Origin of the sequence: Streptomyces sp. NPDC021622 (genome assembly GCF_040640795.1) — a bacterium.
In the GTDB taxonomy this organism is placed as follows: Bacteria; Actinomycetota; Actinomycetes; order Streptomycetales; family Streptomycetaceae; genus Streptomyces.
Genome location: NZ_JBFACK010000003.1, coordinates 594,413 through 610,930, shown reverse-complemented (window position 1 = coordinate 610,930; position 16,518 = coordinate 594,413). Strand labels below are relative to the sequence as shown.

Sequence of the window (16,518 nt, the reverse complement as noted above, 5' to 3'; positions counted from 1 at the left end):
GCCCGGAGGGCCGGTCGGGTTACGCCGGGTGCGGCAGACGGGGGATGGGCGCAGGTGAGGCGGCCCCCGCCGGGGACCGCCTCACTCGCCGAACGAATGTACAAGTGCGTTACAAGTGCCTTTGTCGGGCGGCTACTTGACGGCTCCGGCCATCACGCCGGACACGAACTGCCGCTGGAACGCGAAGAACACGGCCAGCGGGATCACCATCGAGATGAACGCGCCGGGCGCCAGGATCTGCACGTTGTCGCCGAAGGACCGCACCTGCTGCTGGAGCGCGACCGTGATCGGCGGGCTCTCGGAGTCGGCGAAGATCAGCGCGATCAGCATGTCGTTCCAGACCCAGAGGAACTGGAAGATGCCGAGCGAGGCGATCGCCGGCGCGCCGAGCGGCATCACGACCCTGAGGAAGAGCCGCAGCTCACCGGCCCCGTCCAGGCGTGCCGCCTCCAGGAGTTCGCGCGGGATCTCCGCGAAGAAGTTCCGCAGGAGGAAGATCGCGAACGGCAGGCCGAAGGCCACATGGAAGACGACCACGCCGACCGTCGTCTCGAAGATGCCGATCTCGCCGAAGATCTTGGAGACCGGAAGCAGCGCCACCTGCACGGGCACCACGAGCAGCCCGACGACGCCGAGGAACCACCAGTCGCGCCCCGGGAACTCCATCCACGCGAAGGCGTATCCGGCCAGGGACCCGATGATCACGACGAGCAGCGTCGCCGGGACGGTGATCATGATGCTGGACAGGATCGAGTCGGTGATCGTCTCGTCCTTGAGCAGGTTGCTGTAGTTGTCCAGCGTCATCTGCGACGGGGTGCTGAACACCTTCCACCAGCCGCTCTCGGCCATGTCGGAAGAGGTGCGCAGCGAACCGAGAAGCAGCCCGATCGTCGGCACCAGCCAGAAGAGACCGATGACGACGAGGAAGACGCGTACGGCACTGCCGCTGAGCACGGCGGCGATCCGCCCGCCGAGCGACTGCTTGGCCTTCACTGCTTCGACCTGGGTGGTCATCGCCGAGCCTCCCGCCGAAGTCGCCGGATGTTGAACATCATCACCGGGATCACGAGGAGGAACAGGAGCACGGCGATCGCGCTCGCCACTCCCGAATCCTTGTCGAGGAACGCGGAGTTGTAGAGCTGCAGCGCCAGGACGTTCGCGTCGTCCTTCGAGGAGTTCGGCGCGATGATGAAGATCAGGTCGAAGATCTTCAGTACGTTGATCATGAGCGTGACCGCGACCACGGCTAGCACCGGCGCCAGGATCGGCACGGTGATCCGGCGGAACACCTGCCACTCGTTGGCACCGTCCACGCGCGCCGCCTCCAGGAGTTCACGCGGCACGCTCGCCAGGCCCGCCGCGATCAGGACCATCGCGAAGCCCGTCCAGATCCACAGATACGAGCCGATCACCGCGGGCGTGATGAGGGACGGGCCGAGCCAGTCCACGCCGTTGTACGGCTCGCGGAAGTTCGATGCGGGGAACCGGAGTTGGGCCCCGTCGGCCTCCTTCGGCAGGGCGAAGGTGCCGTCGCCCGCCGCCTCGGCCGATGCCACCACCTTGCCGTCCTTGACGGCCTCGATCTTGATCCCGGGATAGCCGAACTCGGCCTTGTCCGGGGCGTTGAGCTCGCCCCGGCCCTTGCCGCGCGTGAAGTCCTGCCAGGCGGTGCCGGTCACCTGGTCCGGGTCCGGCTTCGCGGCCGCGGCCGATTTGGCGTCGTCCGGCATGTTGTCCGGTGCCACACCGGTCAGCGGCAGGGCGACGGGCGTGCCCGCCTCGACCGGCTTGCGCGTGATGAAGGCGCCACCGCCCGCCGACTTCAGCGGAGACTGCGTACTGGGATGCGCCTGTGGGAACGCGGACGACTCGGCGAAGGTGTCGTGCGCTGCCACGAACACGGCGTTGGCGACACCCCGGTCGGGATCCGACTCGTAGACGAGCCGGAAGATGATCCCCGCCGCGAGCATCGAGATCGCCATCGGCATAAAGATGACCAGCTTGAACGCCGTGCCCCAGCGGATCCGCTCGGTGAGCACGGCGAAGATCAGGCCGAGGCCGGTCGCGACCGTCGGGGCGACCACCACCCAGATCGCGTTGTTCTTGATCGCGGTGAGGATGGTGTCGTCGGTGAACAGGGTCTCGTAGTTGCCGAACGCCGTGAAGTCGCCCGACTTGTCGAAGAAGCTGCGGAACAGCGAGTACCCGATGGGGTAGAGGACGAGCGCGCCGAGCAGCACCAGGGCGGGCAGCAGGAAGAGCGCTGCCACGGACTTACGGGTGCCGGTCACGCTCTTGCGCGGTTTGGGCGCCGGGGGCAGCGCCACGTTCGGCGTGCCCCCGGCGTTCGCGGACGCCATGGCGCGTCAGTCCTTGTAGGCCTTGGCGGCGGCCGTCTCCAACGCCTTCTGCGTGCCTTCCACGTCCTTCGGGTTCTTCAGGAAGTCCTGCAGCGCCTTCCACTCGCCCTTGCCCGGCGTGCCGCCGAACGCCTGCGGGGCCTGGTCGGACATGTCGAAGCGGATGTCGTCGCCCGCCGCGATGAGCGCCTTGGCGATGTCCCGCTGCACGTCGTTCGGGTACGCCGCCAGGTCGAGGCTCTTGTTGGGGGACACGAAGCCGCCCGCCTCGGCCCAGATCTTCGCCGAGTCCGGCGAGGCCAGGAAGGTGAGCAGCGCCTGCGCGCCCTTGCTGTCCTTCAGCGCCACCGCGGCGTCACCGCCGACGACCGCCGGGGACTCTTCCCCGACCGCCGGGAAGGGGAACACCTTGGCGTCCGTACCGACCTTCGCCTTCGTCTCCGAGATCGGCAGCGAGACCATGTCGCCCTCGAAGACCATGCCCGCCTTGGGCTGGTCGCCGCCGGTGAAGGTCTGCTTCACCGAGGCCGGGAACTCGGTCTGCAGCGCGCCGTCCGCGCCGCCCGCGACGAATCCCTTCTTGCCGTAGAGCTCGCCGAGCGTGGTCAGCGCCTCCTTCACGGAGGGGTCCGTCCACTTGATCTCGTGCTTCGCCAGCTGGTCGTACTTCTCGGGGCCCGCCTGCGAGAGGTAGATGTTCTCGAACCAGTCGGTGAGGGTCCAGCCGTCGGCGCCCGCGACCGAAATCGGGGGCACGCCGGAGTCGTACACGGTCTGGGCCGTCTTCATGAAGTCGTCCCAGGTCTTGGGCTCTTCGGTGCCCGCGTTCTCGAAGACCTTGGTGTTGTACCAGACCAGGGACTTGTTGGCGGCCTTGAAGTACACGCCGTACTGCTTGCCGTCGACTGCCCCGAGATCCTGCCACCCCTGCGCGTAATTCTTCTTCAACTGCTTCTGCGCCTCGGGCCCGACGGGCTTGGCCCACTTGTTCTGGACCGCCTGCTCGATGGCGCCGACCTGCGGAAGCATCGCGACGTCCGGCGGCTGGCCGCCGGCGACCTTCGACTCCAGGAAGCTGATGATGGGGTCCTGCGCGGGTACGAAGGAGACGTCGGCCCCGGTCCTCTTCTCGAACTCGTCGAGAACCTTGAGGAAGACCTTCCGCTCCGATCCGCCCCACACGGCGGCGACGGACACCTTCTGCCCGTCCAGCTTGGGCAGTTGGACCGCGGCCGCGCTCTCCTTGCCGCCGCCCTTGTCCCCGCCGTTCCCGTCGTCCTTGTCGTCGTCGCCACCGCACGCGGTGACGGTGAGGGTGAGCGCCCCCGCGACGACGGCCGCGGCGATCCTGGCGGTGGTACGCCGATGGTGCGGTGCCCTGCGTGTACGAAGAGTGCTGCGCATCACTGCCCCGTTCTCTTCACTGGCGAGCGAGTCCCGTGCGGCTTGTCTACGCCCGCCCGGGGAACACCGGCAAGAGCACCAACCATGACAACTAGCCGATCGTGATGCCGTTGTGACGTGCCGTCATGAACAGCGGGACCGGGACACTTCCGCGTCCCCCCTTGTTGTGGGCAGGCGTTCCGCACAGCGCCCCCGCCCGGGCCGGCCGTCCGCGTTGTGCGCGTTCCGCACGGCGCCCCCGACCTGGACCAGTCGTCTTCGTTGTGGGCAGGCGTTCCGCACGGCGGAACGGGTGGGCACAACGCACAGCTGCCGGGCACCGATTCAGCAAGGCGCCCGGCAACTGCAAGGTGCAGCGCTACAACAGCGACGGAACCTGCTCCGCGGAAACGGACCGCGCAGCCCGCTCCAGCGCACTGGCCAGCAAGGCCAGGTCAGTAGGCCCGTTCCCCAGCTCCCGCACCGGCCGCCGAGCCGGCGGATCCCCCATCCGCTCCCACTCCAGTGGAACAACAGTGGGCCGCAAGGTCGCCGTACGCGGAATGCGCCCAGTGACCCGCCCCGCCTGGAAGGCACTGACCCGCCCCTCGGCAGACCGCAACTCCCCCCGCCCGGGGGCAGGTTCCTCCGCCCCAGGAGACACCGCGTCAAGGACGACCCGCAGCGCGGCCCGCCGCCCCAACTCCGTCTCCGGAGTCCGCTCACTGCGCCCCGCCGTGGCCACCAGATGCACCCCCAGCCGCTCCCCGTCCCGCGCCACAGCCTCAAGCGCCCGCACGACCGACCCCGCCGCAGGCCGCCCCGGCGACCCGAGAGCCGGCGAAAGCAGCGCGTCGAAGTCGTCGACAAGGACGACGAGCCGAGGCAACGGCGGCCCCGGCTCGGCCCCCTTCCGCGCGGCGGCAGGCCGCAGCCGCATCGTGGAACTCGGCGGCGGATCAAGATCCCCGTCGGGGGAGGGAGCCGTCCCCACCCCGCCACTACCGCCCGCGCGCTGCGCGACCAGCCGCCCCGAAACCTCCCGCTGCGTATGCCACTCGGCGAACCCAAGGCGCCCGAGCAACTCCGCCCGCCGCTTCAGCTCAGCCGTCAGCGACTGCGCGAACTCCCGCATCCGGACAGGGTCGTTGGCGGCGAGATGCGTGGTGACGTGCGGCAGGTCGGTGCAGGACGACAGGCCTTCCCCGAGCCGTATGTTCCCCCCGCTAGTCCCGCTGCTCCCGCTCCCCGTACTGTCCCGCCCGTCGATCAGCACGATCCCGAGCCGGTCGGGCCGCTCGGCGGCGGCCAGCGACGCGGCGACGGACCGAAGGAGTTCGGTGCGGCCGCTCCCGGCGGGGCCCTCGGCCAGCAGATGCGGCCCCTCGGCGGCGAGATCCACGACCACGGGACCGCGCGGCCCCGCCCCGAGCACGGTCCAGGCCCGCCCGCCGAGCGCCTCGGGATCGTCGGCTGCCGCGGCCCACCGCGCCATCAGGGACGCGGGTGTGGCGCGGGCAAGCCCCAACTCGTCAAGGAGCCGCGCCATTTGGGGCAACGGCGCGGACACACGCGCGTGCCCGTCACCGGGCGCCCCGTCCGTACGGAAAGGAGCAAGCGCGCGGGCGAACCGCTCCGCCCAGGCCTGCGACACCGCGTCCACCGCGGCGACCGTCCCGTGCCCCGCCGGATGCCCGTCCACCGTGCGCAGCAGCCGCAGCGCCGTCGCCACATCACCGCTGAGCAGCGCGACCGCACCGCAGGCACGGAAGGCGGGCGACACCGAGCAGGCGGCTTCGTACGTGGCGGACACCGGGGACGCGGGCGAGGCGGCCGGGGTCTCGGCGAGGCAGACGACATGGATGCCGGCCGCGGCCCCGTCCCGCGCGAGCCGCACCACGGCCTCCCGCAGCCCGGCGGCCCCGGGGTCGCCGTCCACCACCACGACGGTGCGCGCGGAGGGTCGGCCGCCGGGGTCGGAACGGCCGGCCCCTGAGGTGTCCGCCAGGTGATCCTCCAGACGGCGCAACAGCTCGTCCGTACGGGCAAGGGCCTGCTCGCGGTCGTAGGCGAGCAGGAGGCGGCAGTCCTGGCCGTGGGCGGGCCGCAGATGCGGGAGCCAGCCGAGCCAGGACCACTCGGCGACGCGCTCCGGCGCGGGCCGCGTGCGGTCCGTGCTCAGCAGCACGAGCTCCAGGGCGTCGGGGGAGTGCAGGGCCGCGAGCTGGGCGACGACCGAGCGGGCAAGCCCCGTGAGCCGCTCGCGCGGTCCGGCGAGGCCGAGCGCGCCCGCTTCCCGCAGGCTCACCGTCACGGGGACGGCGGGCAGCAGGCCGCGGTCGTCCGGCGTCGCCCTGTCGACCGTGCCGAGCCGGACCGCGAGCGTCTCGGGGTGGCCGGGGCCGCGCTCCCAGAGGCGGGGGCCGGGGCCGAGCGCGGTGAGCAGCAGGGCCGCGGGGTCGGGCCAGGACTCGGGGGTGCGCGCGGCGGCGGCCACCGCGAGGTCCTCGGGGGTGGGACCTGCCGGTTCCGGGGAGCCGGTGTCGTACGCGTCGTCGTCATCGTCGTGGTCGGCCGGCGCGTGCTCGTCGTCCCGGCCCCCGGTGAGCCGCCGGGCCCAGGCGGAGAGGCCGCCCCGCTTGCGCAGGCCGCGCGGCACGGTCGTCCCGCGCGGCGGAGTGCCTGCGCGGGTCCGCTCGGCGTCGGGGGCGCCGCCCTGCTGGGGCACGAGCGGCACGTCGGTGACCGACGTCTGCCCGTACGCGTGCGTGCCGTACGCCCCGTCCTCGCTGTCCCGGCCGTCCCCGCCGGAGGCGCCCCACCCCGAGGTGCCGTACGCGTGGTGCGTGCCTTCGGAGGGGGCCGCGGGCCCGGCGGGCGGGGCGTCGTTGTCCTGGGCGGTCCGCACGCGCACGTGCCCCTCGCCGTCCGGCGCCGTCGCAAGCGCACCGCCCACGCCGTCCCCGCCGGTGAGCCGCAGCGCGGACTCGCCGAGCCGCAGCAGGGAGCCGGGGGAGAGGCGCACCGGCCGGCGGGTGATCTCGCGGCCGTCCACCGTCGTGCCGTTCGTGGAGCCCAGGTCCGTCACGGTCACCTGGCCGTCCGGGCCGAGCGTCACAGCGCAGTGCAGCCGGGAGACGTCCGGGTCGTCGAGGGGGACGTCCGCGTCAGCCGAGCGGCCGATGCGGATCTGCCCGCCGTGCAGCAGATGCACACCGCCCGCGTCCGGGCCCGCCACCACGTGCAACTGGGCCGCCGCGCCCGCCAGTTCGGGCCCCGGCTCGGCGGGGGAGCCGAGCGAGAGCACCGCTCCGTCGATCAGCGGGGGCTCGCCGAGGGTGCTGCGCTGGGCGTCGAGCCGCTCCGCCTCCGCGTACAGGACCAGGGGGCCTTCGCCGCCCGCGACGGCCGATGCGAGGCCGGAGGCGACGGCGGCGAGCGCGGTCCCTGCGGGGGCGGTCACCAGCACGTCACTGGCCCCGCGCGCGGGGCCGCCTTGGGGCTCGGTCCGGCCGCTGCGCGGCCCGAGGACGGTCAGCCGGATCTGCATCGCCGTCAGCGGTCCCTTCTGCCCTTGCCGCCGGGCAGGGGGACTCGCGCTGTGATTCCCCCACCACACACGGGCACGTCGGCCAGTATCAGGAAAGCATCCTCGCACCTGCCACTGACAACACGCCCGGCGGCCACCCGTAAGTGATCTTGATTGGTCGGCTCTGCTCGGAAAAGTGCCTGCTTGGACCGTTGCGATCAACGGTTGCCTGTTGGTGACGGAGGTCAATTCGCCGCCACCCGGCAACCAACGGCCCCGGTCGGGCGTCTTTCCACCGAACAACGATCCGGACACCTTGGGGCCGGTGCGGAATCTGACCCGCCGGTGCCCCGGACGGCGGCATTAGAGTGGGTCGGAACACCTTCCGGCGGGTAGCCGGGTCCGGACAGACCAGCCAGATCAGCAGGGAGCGCATGACGTGCGGCCGGTAGGCAGCAAGTACCTGCTCGAGGAGCCGCTCGGGCGCGGCGCCACGGGCACCGTCTGGCGAGCCCGCCAGCGCGAGACCGCGGGCGCCGAGGCGGCCGTCCCCGGCCAGCCCGGCGAGACGGTCGCGATCAAGGTCCTGAAGGAAGAGCTCGCCAACGACGCGGACGTCGTGATGCGCTTCCTCCGGGAGCGCTCCGTCCTGCTCAGACTCACCCACCCGAACATCGTGCGGACCCGCGACCTCGTCGTCGAGGGCGATCTCCTCGCCCTCGTCATGGACCTGGTCGAGGGCCCTGACCTGCACCGCTATCTCCGCGAGAACGGCCCGTTCACGCCGGTCGCCGCGGCCCTGATGACCGCGCAGATCGCCGACGCGCTGGCCGCGAGCCATGCGGACGGCGTCGTGCACCGCGACCTGAAGCCCGCGAACGTCCTGCTCAAGCAGGAGGCGGACGGCTCGCTGCACCCGATGCTGACCGACTTCGGCATCGCGCGCCTCGCGGACTCCCCGGGTCTGACCCGCACCCACGAATTCGTCGGCACGCCCGCGTACGTGGCGCCCGAGTCCGCCGAGGGCCGCCCGCAGACCAGCGCCGTCGACATCTACGGCGCGGGCATCCTGCTGTACGAGCTGGTCACCGGCCGCCCGCCGTTCTCCGGCGGCTCGGCCCTCGAAGTCCTCCACCAGCACCTCAGCGCCGAGCCGAGCCGTCCCTCCACGGTCCCTGACCCGCTGTGGACGGTCATAGAGCGCTGCCTGAGCAAGAACCCCGACCACCGGCCGAGCGCCGAGAACCTCGCGCGCGGGCTGCGGGCCGTGGCCGACGGCGTGGGCGTGCACGCGTCCAGCGCGCAGATCGCCGCCGCGGAGGGCGTGGGCGCCCTCCTGATGCCCGATCCGGCGCCCGCGACGGTGCCGGGGACGGCCGGCGCCGCCGACCCCACCCAGGTCCTGCCGAGCAACGCGGGATCGTACGACCCGAACGCCGCGACGAGCGTCATGCAGAACACCGGCGGCTCCGGTCCGGGTGCCGGGGACGCCGACCCGACGGCCGTCATGCCGCCGGTGCCGCCGAACCAGCCCGGCGCGAACCCGGACGACCCGCACCCCTGGCAGAACCAGATGCGGGCGGCCCGCGACCGCAACGAACAGACCCAGGTCCAGTACCTGGACCCGAACCAGGACCCGCTGCGCCGCCGCCCCCAGCGCCAGGTGGCCCGCCCCCAGCAGCAGCCGCAGCGCCCTCAGCAGTACGCGCCGCAGCAGCAGCGTCCGCAGCAGTACGCACCGGCGCCGCAGCCCCAGCAGCAGCCGCGCCAGTACGCCGCGCCGCCGCAGCAGGCACCGCCGCAGCAGCCGCCCGCCGGGCGCGCGCCGCGCGAGCCGAGGCAGCGCAGCGCGAACCCGATGAAGATCCCGGGTCTCGGCTGCCTCAAGGGGTGCCTGTTCACCATCGTCATCCTCTTCGTGGCGAGCTGGCTCGTCTGGGAGCTGAGCCCGCTCCAGGAGTGGATCGGTACGACGAAGGGGTACTGGGACCAGCTCACCTCCTGGTACGACTCCGTTTCCGGCTGGATAGGGAAACTGGGCGGGAACTAGCGCGGACAAGAACCGAAAATCAGAGACCGGCCGGGAGCCACCAGCTCCCGGCCGGTCTCTCTTCTTTCCCTTCTTTCCCTGTCCTTATCGGCCCCTTCTTGGCGAATCCCCTCCCGACTCTGGGGATTTGTCGACACCTGTGGGGTGATTTCTGCTCCTGGAGTGAAGGTTGGCGTCGAGGCCGCGTAGTTTTGTCGCCAACACGCATCCGTAGGAGCAGTCTTGGCACGCAAGATCGGCAGCCGGTACACCGCCCACCAGATCCTTGGTCGGGGCAGCGCCGGCACGGTGTGGCTCGGCGAGGGACCCGAGGGACCCGTCGCCATCAAGCTGCTGCGCGAGGACCTGGCGTCCGACCAGGAGCTCGTCGGCCGCTTCGTCCAGGAGCGCACGGCACTCCTGAGCCTCGACCACGCGCGCGTGGTGGGTGTCCACGACCTGGTGGTCGACGGCAACGACCTCGCCCTGGTCATGGACCTGGTCCGCGGCACCGATCTGCGCACCCGCCTGGACCGTGAGCGCAGGCTCGCTCCGGAGGCGGCGGTGGCGATCGTCGCGGACGTCGCGGACGGGCTCGCGGCGGCGCACGCGGCGGGGATCGTGCACCGTGACGTGAAGCCGGAGAACGTACTCCTGGACATGCAGGGTCCGCTGGGCCCCGGCGGCTCGCACCCGGCGCTCCTGACGGACTTCGGCGTCGCCAAGCTGATCGACTCCCCGCGCCGCACGCGCGCGACAAAGATCATCGGTACGCCGGACTACCTGGCCCCCGAGATCATCGAGGGCCTGCCCCCGCGCGCGGCGGTCGACATCTACGCCCTCGCGACGGTCCTGTACGAGCTCCTGGCGGGCTTCACACCCTTCGGCGGCGGTCACCCGGGCGCGGTGCTCCGCCGCCACGTCACGGAGACGGTGGTCCCCCTCCCCGGCATCCCGGACGAGCTGTGGCAGCTCATGGTCCAGTGCCTGGCGAAGGCCCCGGCATCCCGCCTTCGCGCCTCCGAGCTGGCCGCGCGCCTGCGGGAGCTGCAGCCGCTGGTGGCGGGGATGCCGCCGCTGGACGTGGACGAGCCGGACACGGAGCCGCTGCCGGAGGAGGCCGACGAGGAGCCCGCGCCGGACCCGGCCCCGGGCGCCCCCCGCCGGGGAGCGGTCCCTCTGGTCCCCGGAGCCGCCCCCGACTCGAACCGCGACACCCATACCTCGATGCGGGTCCCCGGCCCCGACGAGCTCGCGGGCGGCGCCCGAGGCACGGCCCGCGCCCCCCGTGCCGCGGGTTCGGCCCGCCCCGGCTCGGCCCGCCACCGCGCCTCGGCCCGTCGCCGCAGGATCACGCTCGGCGTGGCGGGAGCGGTGATCGTCGCGGCCGCGGGCATCGGCACCTGGGCCGCCACCAGCGACGACGACGCGGACGCAACCCCCCAGGACACAAAAAACTCGGCCCCAGATTCCCCCTGACCCGGGGCCTTTCCCACCCACGAGACCTTCCCGCCCACCCACCCGTACCTCCGGGGCAATCGGGCGGGTGGGTGGGGAAGATCCGGCGCGAAGCGCCGGGGCAGGCTCCGCCCCCAGGGCAGCACGACACCCCCGCAGGCCCGGCGACACCGTTCCCCCGCCCGGGAGGGCAGACCGCTTGCGCTCAGCCGTTAGGCTGGACCCGTGGCAGTCGTCGATGTATCCGAAGAGCTCAAGTCCCTCTCCTCGACCATGGAGTCGATCGAGGCCGTCCTGGACCTCGACAAGCTGAGGGCAGACATCGCCGTGCTCGAGGAGCAGGCGGCCGCGCCGTCCCTGTGGGACGACCCGGAAGCGGCACAGAAGATCACCAGCAAGCTGAGCCACCTCCAGGCGGAGGTGCGCAAGGCCGAGGCCCTGCGCGGGCGCATCGACGACCTCGGCGTGCTCTTCGAGATGGCCGAGGAGGAGGACGACCCGGACACCCGCGCCGAGGCCGAGTCCGAGCTCACGGCCGTGAAGAAGGCGCTGGACGAGATGGAGGTCCGCACGCTCCTCTCCGGCGAGTACGACGCCCGTGAGGCGCTCGTCACCATCCGCGCGGAGGCCGGCGGCGTCGACGCCTCCGACTTCGCCGAGAAGCTGCAGCGCATGTACCTGCGCTGGGCCGAGCGGCACGGCTACAAGTCGGAGCTCTACGAAACCTCGTACGCGGAAGAGGCCGGCATCAAGTCGACCACCTTCGCCGTCCAGGTCCCGTACGCCTACGGAACGCTCTCGGTCGAGCAGGGCACCCACCGTCTGGTCCGCATCTCGCCCTTCGACAACCAGGGGCGCCGCCAGACCTCCTTCGCCGGCGTCGAGATCCTCCCGGTCGTCGAGCAGACCGACCACATCGAGATCGACGAGTCCGAGCTGCGCATCGATGTGTACCGCTCATCGGGCCCCGGAGGCCAGGGCGTCAACACGACCGACTCCGCGGTCCGCCTGACGCACATCCCCACCGGCATCGTCGTCTCCTGCCAGAACGAGCGCTCGCAGATCCAGAACAAGGCGAGCGCGATGAACGTCCTCCAGGCCAAGCTCCTCGAGCGCCGCCGCCAGGAGGAGCAGGCGAAGATGAACGCCCTCAAGGGTGACGGCGGCAACTCCTGGGGCAACCAGATGCGTTCGTACGTCCTGCACCCCTACCAGATGGTGAAGGACCTGCGTACGGAGTTCGAGGTCGGCAACCCGGAGTCCGTGTTCAACGGCGAGATCGACGGTTTCCTCGAGGCCGGAATTCGCTGGCGCAAGCAGCAGGAGAAGTAGCGGAAAGCGCTCGCGCCGCTTTATCGACAAGGCAACTGCTGCCCCTGTGGCGGCAGTTGCCCTTTGTTGTGCCTCTTACGTCACAGTCACATCTCCGTACGCCGGTCAACTGATCCCATTTCAGACATCGCGCCCGCAACGACCTTGACGCTGTCATGAAAAGTGGAAAGGCTAGCGAGCGGCATGCGTATCTCTGGGACGCGTGTGGTCTGTGGGGGCCGATCCAGTGCCCCCGGCGAACGCAGTCCCGGACGCTGCCTCACTGACGATTCAGCTACTGGGGGTAGCAGCCAGATGACCAAGAAGACGCGGATCCGCGTGGCACGGATAGCGGCCGGTGCGGTGATCGCCGCAGGTGCTTCGCTGACCGCTGCCGGTGCCGCCTCGGCCCTGGACGTCGGCGTCGAGCTCGGCGGTGCGGGCGTCCACGCCAACGCCGACGAGAACGGCATCGGCGTCGACGTCGGCCTGGGCGATGACGACGACGAGCCCACCGAGGAGCCGACGGAGATCCCGACGGACCCGGAGGAGCCCACGGAGGAGCCGACCGAGCCCACCGAGGAGCCCACCGAGCCCACGGAGGAGCCGACCGAGCCCACCGAGGAGCCCACGGAGCCCACCGAGGAGCCGACCGAGCCCACCGCGGACCCGACGGACCCCACGGACCCGACGGACGAGCCCACCGCCGACCCGAGCGACCCGGGTAACGGCAACGGCACGGGCGGTAACGACAACGATCCTGACGGCGGCTCCAACCCCGTCGAGCAGGGCAAGGGCAAGGACAGCCTGACCGACACGGGCTCCACCCCGGTCGAGCAGGGCGGCGACAAGGCCGACAAGGGCGAGCTCGCCGAGACGGGTGCCGCCGAGACCACGTTCCTGCTGATCGGCGCCGCGACGATGATCGCCGGCGGCATCGGCTTCCGCGTTCTGCCGCGCTTCGTCGGCAACCGCGGCGCCGCTGCCTGATCCAGGGCACGCGGTATGCGTACGTGATGTACGCGACGTACGTCAGAAGGGCCCGGAGCACAGCTCCGGGCCCTTCTGGGTGTCCTGGCGCGCCCCTGGCGCGCTAAACGGTCTGTTGCGCCAGCAGCGCCATCGCCGCGATCAGCACCACGAGAACCCCTATCAGGGCCGCAGGGCTGAGGCCGCCGAACGGCCCCTCTTGCTGCTGCATGCGCTCGCGATTGGCCCGGCACACGGGGCAGCGGCCTTCGCTGACGGGCGCCGCGCAGTTCGCGCACACCAACCTGTCATAGGTCATGCGCTCCTCCTCCCGCACAGTCACAGCCTGCCCAACGCTAGGGGGAACCCAACCGTTCCCCTTCCACTGTGCCAGCTTCCACGGATTTCGGCGCGGCCCGCCCGGCACAGTCGGTTTCCGACTGATCTGTTCCGTGGTATATCCGAGACAATTCGCGCAACTCAGGACGCTGACTGCGCTCGCGCACCGCCTTCGCGTATGGTCACGCACACCTACCCCCGGCTACCCGTGGTGCATCCGTGATCCGATTCGACAACGTCTCCAAGGCCTACCCCAAGCAGTCCCGGCCCGCTCTCCGGGATGTCTCCCTGGAGATCGAGAAGGGCGAGTTCGTCTTCCTGGTGGGATCGTCCGGCTCCGGAAAGTCCACCTTCCTGCGGCTGATCCTCCGCGAGGAGCGCACCAGCCACGGCCAGGTGCACGTCCTCGGCAAGGACCTCGCCCGCCTCTCCAACTTCAAGGTGCCGCACATGCGGCGCCAGTTGGGCACCGTCTTCCAGGACTTCCGTCTCCTTCCGAACAAGACCGTCGGCGAGAACGTGGCCTTCGCGCAGGAAGTCATCGGCAAGTCCCGCGGCGAGATCCGCAAGTCCGTGCCCCAGGTCCTCGACCTCGTCGGTCTCGGCGGCAAGGAGGACCGGATGCCCGGCGAGCTCTCCGGTGGTGAGCAGCAGCGGGTGGCGATCGCGCGAGCCTTCGTCAACCGCCCCAAGCTCCTCATCGCGGACGAGCCGACCGGCAACCTCGACCCGCAGACGTCGGTCGGCATCATGAAGCTGCTCGACCGGATCAACCGGACCGGCACGACCGTCGTCATGGCGACCCACGACCAGCAGATCGTGGACCAGATGCGCAAGCGGGTCATCGAGCTGGAGAAGGGCCGTCTCGTCCGCGACCAGTCGCGCGGCGTATACGGCTACCAGCACTGACGACCCGTACTGATCCACAGCACTGATCCACTGAAAGGGAGCCATGCGCGCCCAGTTCGTCCTGTCGGAGATCGGCGTCGGTCTCCGCCGCAATCTCACGATGACCTTCGCGGTCATCGTCTCCGTCGCCCTCTCGCTCGCCCTGTTCGGCGGCTCGCTGCTCATGCGCGACCAGGTGAGCACGATGAAGGGCTACTGGTACGACAAGGTCAACGTCTCGATCTTCCTCTGCAACAAGGCCGACGCCGAGCAGGACCCCAAGTGTGCCAAGGGCGCGGTCACGAACGAGCAGAAGGAACAGATCCGCCAGGATCTGAAGAAGATGCCCGTCGTGGAGAAGGTCGCGTACGAGTCGTCCGACGACGCGTACAAGCACTACAAGGAGCAGTTCGGCGACTCCCCGCTGTCCAGCTCGCTCACGCCGGACCAGATGCAGGAGTCGTACCGCATCAAGCTGAAGGACCCGGAGAAGTACCAGGTGGTCGCGACCGCCTTCTCCGGGCGTGACGGCGTGCAGTCCGTGCAGGACCAGAAGGGCATCCTGGAGAACCTCTTCGGGCTGCTCAACGGCATGAACTGGGCGGCGCTCGCGGTGATGGCGCTGATGCTCGTCGTCGCGCTGATGCTGATCGTCAACACGGTGCGCGTCTCGGCGTTCAGCCGCAGACGTGAAACCGGCATCATGCGGCTGGTCGGCGCGTCCAGCTTCTACATCCAGATGCCGTTCATCATGGAGGCCGCCGTCGCCGGTCTCATCGGCGGCGGTGTCGCCTGCGGCATGCTCCTGGTGGGCCGTTACTTCATCATCGACCACGGTCTCGCGCTCTCCGAGAAGCTGAATCTGATCAACTTCATCGGGTGGGACGCGGTCCTGGCCAAGCTGCCGCTGGTGCTCGCCATCGGTCTGCTGATGCCCGCGCTGGCCGCGTTCTTCGCGTTGCGCAAGTACCTCAAGGTGTGACAAGACCCGCCTGTACGTAAGGGCGTCGTACGGTTCAACCGGCCGTACGGCGCCCTTCGTTGTCCTAGACTCACCGGCATGTCAGGCCCCGACCGGTTCTGCGACCGGCTCTCCCGGCCCCGCCGCATCCGCCGTGGGGCCACGCTGACATTGGTCTTCGCGACTGTCCTCGCCACCGGCGCGGCCACCGGATCCTGGAGCGAAGGCGCCCAGCAGGGCCGGAAGTCGCCCTCCCCGGCGACCCGTTCCGTCGCCTCGTCCGGCGACGCGGGCGACACCGCCGACGAAGCGGCCGACGCCGCCGCCGAGGCGATGGCCGACGGCAAGTCCGGCAAGAAGGCTGCGGAGGACGCCGTCAGCCGCAGCGGTGACCGCTGGGGTTCGGTGTACTCCCCCGGGGAGTTCCAGGAGTTCGAGCAGGCCCTCGACGGCGCCTACACCGGAGTCGGCCTGTGGGCCAGGCGCGCGGCCGACGGGCGCATCGAGGTGTCCCGCGTCCAGCACGGCGGCCCCGCCGACCGGGCCGGCGTACGCGAGGGCGACCGGCTCACGAGCATCGACGGCAGGCACGTGGCGGGGCTTCCCGTCACCGAGGTGGTGTCCCTGCTGCGCGGCGACCGCGCAGGCACCCCCGTCACCCTGGACCTGGAGCGGGGCACGCGCGCGTGGAGCGAGACGCTGCACCGGGCCCGCCTCTCCACGGACCCCGTCACGGTCACCCGGATCGCGGGCGGCGCCGTACTGATCAAGGTCGACGCTTTCACCAAGGGGTCGGGCGAGCGGGTGCGTTCAGCGGTGCGCGAGGCCCCCGAGGGCGCCGGGATCCTGCTCGATCTGCGGGGGAACTCCGGAGGCCTGGTGTCGGAGGCGGTCACCGCGGCGTCCGGCCTTGTCGACGGCGGCCTGGTGGCGACGTACGACGTGCGCGGCCGGCAGAAGGCGCTCCACGCCGAGCAGGGCGGGGACACCTCCAGACCTGTGGTCACGCTGGTCGACGGCGGCACGATGAGCGCGGCGGAACTGCTCACGGGAGCGCTGCAGGACCGCGGCCGGGCGGTCGTGGTGGGCTCGAAGACCTTCGGCAAGGGCTCGGTCCAGATGCCGAGCCGGCTGCCCGACGGCTCGGTGGCCGAGCTGACGGTCGGGCACTACCGCACTCCTTCGGGGCGAACGGTCGACGGCCGGGGCATCACCCCCGACCTGGAGGTCGACGGCGGGGCGGAGACCCGGGCCGAGACAGTATTGACTGGCCTCGGACCCCCCTCGTAGT

Annotated in this window: 12 protein-coding genes; 7 read left to right on the top strand and 5 right to left on the bottom strand. The window is 70.9% G+C overall.

Going from position 1 to position 16,518, the window contains the following annotated elements; translation table 11 throughout:
• Positions 1–132 precede the first annotated feature (132 nt).
• The 4 genes from AB0G47_RS10225 to AB0G47_RS10210 form a co-directional block, all read right to left on the bottom strand.
• Positions 133–1,014, bottom strand: coding sequence for a carbohydrate ABC transporter permease (locus tag AB0G47_RS10225; RefSeq protein ID WP_360766397.1), 882 nt, complete (start codon positions 1,012–1,014; stop codon positions 133–135).
• Positions 1,011–2,291: a sugar ABC transporter permease gene (locus AB0G47_RS10220; RefSeq protein WP_360766607.1), complete on the bottom strand. Its 1,281-nt coding sequence runs from the start codon at positions 2,289–2,291 to the stop codon at positions 1,011–1,013. Before AB0G47_RS10220 ends, AB0G47_RS10225 begins: the two co-directional genes overlap by 4 nt.
• Before the next feature lie 75 nt (positions 2,292–2,366).
• Positions 2,367–3,764, bottom strand: coding sequence for an ABC transporter substrate-binding protein (locus tag AB0G47_RS10215; RefSeq protein ID WP_360766394.1), 1,398 nt, complete (start codon positions 3,762–3,764; stop codon positions 2,367–2,369).
• A 358-nt stretch (positions 3,765–4,122) separates the two neighbouring features.
• Positions 4,123–7,293 carry an FHA domain-containing protein gene (locus AB0G47_RS10210; protein WP_360766391.1) on the bottom strand — a complete coding sequence of 1,057 codons (3,171 nt, stop codon included), beginning with the start codon at positions 7,291–7,293 and terminating at the stop codon, positions 4,123–4,125.
• Between the two features lie 418 nt (positions 7,294–7,711).
• On the opposite strand from AB0G47_RS10210, the gene AB0G47_RS10205 reads away from it, so the two are divergent.
• From AB0G47_RS10205 to AB0G47_RS10190, 4 genes are all read left to right on the top strand, one after another.
• Complete coding sequence (locus tag AB0G47_RS10205) at positions 7,712–9,322, top strand: serine/threonine-protein kinase (RefSeq protein ID WP_360766389.1); 1,611 nt, start codon at positions 7,712–7,714, stop codon at positions 9,320–9,322.
• A gap of 222 nt (positions 9,323–9,544) precedes the next feature.
• Positions 9,545–10,780 (top strand): serine/threonine-protein kinase, encoded by a 1,236-nt coding sequence (locus tag AB0G47_RS10200; RefSeq protein ID WP_360766386.1) that lies wholly within the window; start codon positions 9,545–9,547, stop codon positions 10,778–10,780.
• 204 nt (positions 10,781–10,984) lie between these two features.
• On the top strand, positions 10,985–12,091 hold the full coding sequence (gene prfB, locus AB0G47_RS10195; protein WP_360766383.1) for a peptide chain release factor 2: 1,107 nt from the start codon (positions 10,985–10,987) through the stop codon (positions 12,089–12,091).
• A 294-nt stretch (positions 12,092–12,385) separates the two neighbouring features.
• Positions 12,386–13,060 (top strand): LPXTG cell wall anchor domain-containing protein, encoded by a 675-nt coding sequence (locus AB0G47_RS10190; RefSeq protein WP_360766380.1) that lies wholly within the window; start codon positions 12,386–12,388, stop codon positions 13,058–13,060.
• A gap of 103 nt (positions 13,061–13,163) precedes the next feature.
• Here AB0G47_RS10190 and AB0G47_RS10185 read toward each other — a convergent pair whose 3' ends face one another.
• Positions 13,164–13,358 (bottom strand): hypothetical protein, encoded by a 195-nt coding sequence (locus AB0G47_RS10185; protein ID WP_360766377.1) that lies wholly within the window; start codon positions 13,356–13,358, stop codon positions 13,164–13,166.
• A gap of 239 nt (positions 13,359–13,597) precedes the next feature.
• Between AB0G47_RS10185 and ftsE the strand changes: the two genes are divergently transcribed.
• The 3 genes from ftsE (at position 13,598) to AB0G47_RS10170 (ending at position 16,517) form a co-directional block, all read left to right on the top strand.
• Positions 13,598–14,287 carry a cell division ATP-binding protein FtsE gene (gene ftsE / locus AB0G47_RS10180; RefSeq protein ID WP_266866377.1) on the top strand — a complete coding sequence of 230 codons (690 nt, stop codon included), beginning with the start codon at positions 13,598–13,600 and terminating at the stop codon, positions 14,285–14,287.
• 43 nt (positions 14,288–14,330) lie between these two features.
• Positions 14,331–15,248, top strand: a complete 918-nt coding sequence (gene ftsX / locus AB0G47_RS10175) for a permease-like cell division protein FtsX (protein WP_360766374.1) — start codon at positions 14,331–14,333, stop codon at positions 15,246–15,248.
• A gap of 78 nt (positions 15,249–15,326) precedes the next feature.
• Positions 15,327–16,517: a S41 family peptidase gene (locus AB0G47_RS10170; RefSeq protein WP_360766371.1), complete on the top strand. Its 1,191-nt coding sequence runs from the start codon at positions 15,327–15,329 to the stop codon at positions 16,515–16,517.
• Position 16,518 lies beyond the last annotated feature (1 nt).

Bases quoted from the DNA above. Each gene is read 5' to 3' on its own strand.
- AB0G47_RS10225 (WP_360766397.1), bottom strand. From the start codon at position 1,014: ATGACCACCCAGGTCGAAGCAGTGAAGGCCAAGCAGTCGCTCGGCGGG.
- AB0G47_RS10215 (WP_360766394.1), bottom strand. From the start codon at position 3,764: ATGCGCAGCACTCTTCGTACACGCAGGGCACCGCACCATCGGCGTACC.
- AB0G47_RS10210 (WP_360766391.1), bottom strand. From the start codon at position 7,293: ATGCAGATCCGGCTGACCGTCCTCGGGCCGCGCAGCGGCCGGACCGAG.
- AB0G47_RS10190 (WP_360766380.1), top strand. From the start codon at position 12,386: ATGACCAAGAAGACGCGGATCCGCGTGGCACGGATAGCGGCCGGTGCG.
- AB0G47_RS10185 (WP_360766377.1), bottom strand. From the start codon at position 13,358: ATGACCTATGACAGGTTGGTGTGCGCGAACTGCGCGGCGCCCGTCAGC.
- ftsX (WP_360766374.1), top strand. From the start codon at position 14,331: ATGCGCGCCCAGTTCGTCCTGTCGGAGATCGGCGTCGGTCTCCGCCGC.
- AB0G47_RS10170 (WP_360766371.1), top strand. From the start codon at position 15,327: ATGTCAGGCCCCGACCGGTTCTGCGACCGGCTCTCCCGGCCCCGCCGC.